Annotated in this window: 3 protein-coding genes and 1 pseudogene; all 4 read left to right on the forward strand. The window is 70.6% G+C overall.

The genetic code is table 11. The annotated features are described in order from the left end of the window. On the forward strand, positions 1–1,114 hold a 1,114-nt coding region (locus tag G3O06_RS47020), incomplete at its 5' end, for an alpha/beta fold hydrolase (RefSeq protein WP_241020607.1). Beyond that, a complete protein-coding gene (locus tag G3O06_RS47025; protein WP_205820164.1) occupies positions 1,111–1,905 on the forward strand; it encodes a 2,3-dihydro-2,3-dihydroxybenzoate dehydrogenase in 795 nt (264 codons plus the stop codon). The genes G3O06_RS47020 and G3O06_RS47025, both read left to right, overlap by 4 nt. Positions 1,906–1,933: 28 nt before the next feature. Further along, complete coding sequence (locus tag G3O06_RS47030; RefSeq protein WP_205820165.1) at positions 1,934–3,028, forward strand: 3-deoxy-7-phosphoheptulonate synthase; 1,095 nt, start codon at positions 1,934–1,936, stop codon at positions 3,026–3,028. Positions 3,029–3,078: 50 nt separating this feature from the next. Then, a pseudogene (locus G3O06_RS47035) lies at positions 3,079–3,422 on the forward strand (MFS transporter); the annotation flags it as partial.

Genomic DNA, 3,422 nt, shown 5'->3' on the forward strand with positions numbered 1-3,422 from the left:
TGATCGCAACGCGCTGCAGCGGGTCGATGCGCGGCGCGACGAGACGGCCGCCGATCCGCGCGCCGGCGTACTCGAGCGGCAGGTAATGGCCGTATGGCGGAACGTGCTCGGCGATGTCGCGCTGACCCCGGACGCCAATTTCTTCGACCTCGGCGGCAAGTCGCTGCAGGCGATGCAGGCGAGCGCAAGGCTGGCGGCGGAACTCGGGCGCGACGTGCCCGTCTCGATGCTGTTCCGGCATCCGACGATCGCGATGCTGACGGCTGCATTGCGCACGCCGCTGGCGTACCGGCCGCGCACCGAGCGCAACGGGTTTGCGCCGCACCTGGCGATCCAGTCGGCGTCGGACGCCGCGCCGCGGCTCATCTGCATCCATCCGGCCGACGGCCTCGCGTGGAGTTACCTGCGGCTCGCGGCCTATCTGCCCGATGCGACGATCGACGGGTTGCAGCTGTCGGTCGACGACACGTGCGACGCGGCCGATTTCGACGCGCTCGTGCGGTCCTATGTGCGGCGCGTACGGGTATTGCAGCCCGACGGGCCGTATCACCTGCTGGGCTGGTCGCTCGGCGGTGCGCTGGCTTATGGCGTCGCGGCGGCGCTGGCGCGCGACGGCGCGGCGGTCGGCACGCTCGCGCTGATGGACAGCTACCCGTCGTCGGCGTGGACCGCGCAGCCGATGCCGGCCTGCGCCGACGCGCTGCGGATCCTGCTGACCGTCAACGGCGACTTCGATACGGCCGACCTGTCCGACACCGTGCTGCGTCAACGCCTGCTTCGCGCGAACAGCCCGTTCGCGGCGCTCGGCGGTGCAGGCCTCGATGCGCTCGTCGCCGCGACGCTGCGGCAGATGCGCCTGTTTCGTGCGACATCCACGCCGCGCTACGACGGCGAACTGCTGCTCTTCAACGCGACCCGCAAGCGGCCGGGCATGCCGACGCCTGAGAGCTGGCATGCGCATCGGCCGCACGGGACGCTGACCTGCCATGCGCTCGACTGCTCGCACGACGGCATGTCGGACCCCGAACCGATGGCGGCGATCGGCGCTGTCCTGACCGAACGGCTCGCCGCAGAGGCGGGCCAGGATCTTCAATCACGGAATTCGAATCGATGAAAAGCACTACGAACCTGACATTCCCGGCGGGTATCGCCGTCGTGACCGGTGCGGCGCGCGGAATCGGCGCCGCGGTCGTCCGCATGCTCGCCGCGCACGGCGTGGACGTGGCCGCCTTCGACATGGATGGCGACGCGCTGGCGCGCACGATCGCCGACAGCCCGCCGGCGGCGGGACGCGTGCACGCGTTCGCGGTCGACGTCGCCGACGCGCGTGCGGTGCAGGCGGCCGTCGAACGGGTGGAATCATCCGTCGGTCCGATCGGCATGCTCGCCAACGTCGCCGGCGTGCTGCGGCTTTCAAGCGCGGCATCGCTGACGGACGACGACTGGGCGCATTGCTTCGCGGTCAATGCCGACGGCGTGTTTCATCTGTCGCGCGCGGTCGCGCCGCTCATGGCCGCGCGCCGGGCAGGCGCCATCGTGACCGTCGGGTCGAATGCGGCGCTCGTCCCGCGCACGCAAATGGCGGCCTATGCGGCATCGAAGGCGGCGGCTCATCAGTTCACCCGTTGCCTCGGCCTCGAACTGGCCGCGCACGGCATTCGCTGCAACATCGTCGCGCCGGGATCGACCGACACGCCGATGCAGCGCCAGCTCTGGCAGGGCCCCGAAGGCCCGGCAACGGTCATTGCGGGGGCGCTCGACACCTACCGGAACGGCATTCCGCTCGGCCGCATCGCGGCCCCCGACGATATCGCCGAAGCCGTGCTGTTCCTGCTGTCCGATGCGTCGCGTCACGTGACGTTGCACACGCTGTGCGTGGACGGCGGCGCGACGCTCGGCGTGTGACGCACAAACGGTTTCCGGAACCCTGGCCATGAAACATCTCACTGCCTGTACCGAACAGGGCGCGGCAGGCGCATTCGCGCAGCCGCGTCATGACGAGCGGCTGCGCGTCGGCGCGCCGCTGCCGTCACCCGAAGCACTGCGCCGCGACGTGCCGGCCTCGTTCACCGCGCGGGCGACCGTCGACGCGGGGCGCGCGCAGCTGCGCGCGATCCTGGAGCGGCGCGATGCGCGCCGGATCGTCATCGTCGGCCCATGCTCGGTCCACGATCCCGGCGCGGCGCTCGACTACGCACGGCGGCTTGCCGCGCTCGCGCACGAGGTGCGGGACACGTTCTGCGTCGTCATGCGCGTCTACTTCGAGAAGCCGCGCACGACGGTCGGATGGAAGGGGCTGATCAACGATCCGGGGCTCGACGGCAGCCATCGCATCGAGGACGGCCTGCGCACCGCGCGGCAACTGCTCGCCGACATCAACGCGATCGGGTTGCCGGCCGCGACCGAAGCGCTCGACGTGATGACGCCGCACTATCTGGGCGACCTGGTGAGCTGGGTGGCGGTCGGTGCCCGCACGACCGAGTCGCAGATCCATCGCGAGATGGCGTCGGGTCTGCCGATGCCGGTCGGTTTCAAGAACGGGACGGACGGCCAGATCGACGTCGCAGCTCACGCGATGCTGGCCAGCATGCGGCCGCACACGTTCATCGGGATCGACGGGGCCGGCCGTCCCGCGCTGCTGCACAGCGCCGGCAATCCGCACGCGCATCTCGTGCTGCGCGGCGGCCGGCATGGACCGAACTACGACACCGCGTCGGTCGCGGCCGCGGCGGATGTGCTGCGGGCGAGCCGCTTGCCCGCGAACGTGCTGATCGATTGCTCGCATGCGAATTGCGGCAAGCAGGCGATGCGGCAACTGGCCGTGCTCGACGACGTCGTCGAGCAGATGCGCGCGGGCGACGACGCGATTCGCGGCGTGATGCTCGAAAGCTTCATCGAGACGGGCGCGCAGCCGCTCGGCGGCGCGCTGCGCTACGGCTGCTCGGTGACCGATCCGTGCATCGGCTGGGAAGCGACTGCGGATGCGCTGCTGCATGCACGAAACCGCCTGCTCGCGCGAGCGGGCTGACCGTGGCCGGTACCGGCCGGCCCCCTTCATTTCTCCACTACGAACGAATCATGTCGACTCCTTCCGCTGACACCCTGAACCCGCCGGCCGATGCCGGCGCGTCTTTTTTGCCGCTGCTGCTCGCGAACTTCGCGATGGTCGCGGGAACCTACGCGTTCGTCACGATCGCCGGCCCGATGGCCCGGCGCATGCACCTCGAACCGCTGCACGTCGGCGCGATCATCGGCATCGTCGGGCTCGTGTGGATGCTGGCCTCACCGCGCTGGGCGCGAGTCGCGGATCTGCGCGGCCGGCTGCCGGCCATGCGCGCGGCGATCGGCGGCTTCGTCGCGAGTTCGCTGTTGCTGACGGCGTACGTCGGCTGGGCGCTGCGCGATGGCGGCACGGCCGTGCC

Source organism: Burkholderia sp. Ac-20345 (assembly GCF_017104825.1).
Classification (GTDB): Bacteria; Pseudomonadota; Gammaproteobacteria; order Burkholderiales; family Burkholderiaceae; genus Burkholderia; species Burkholderia lata_B.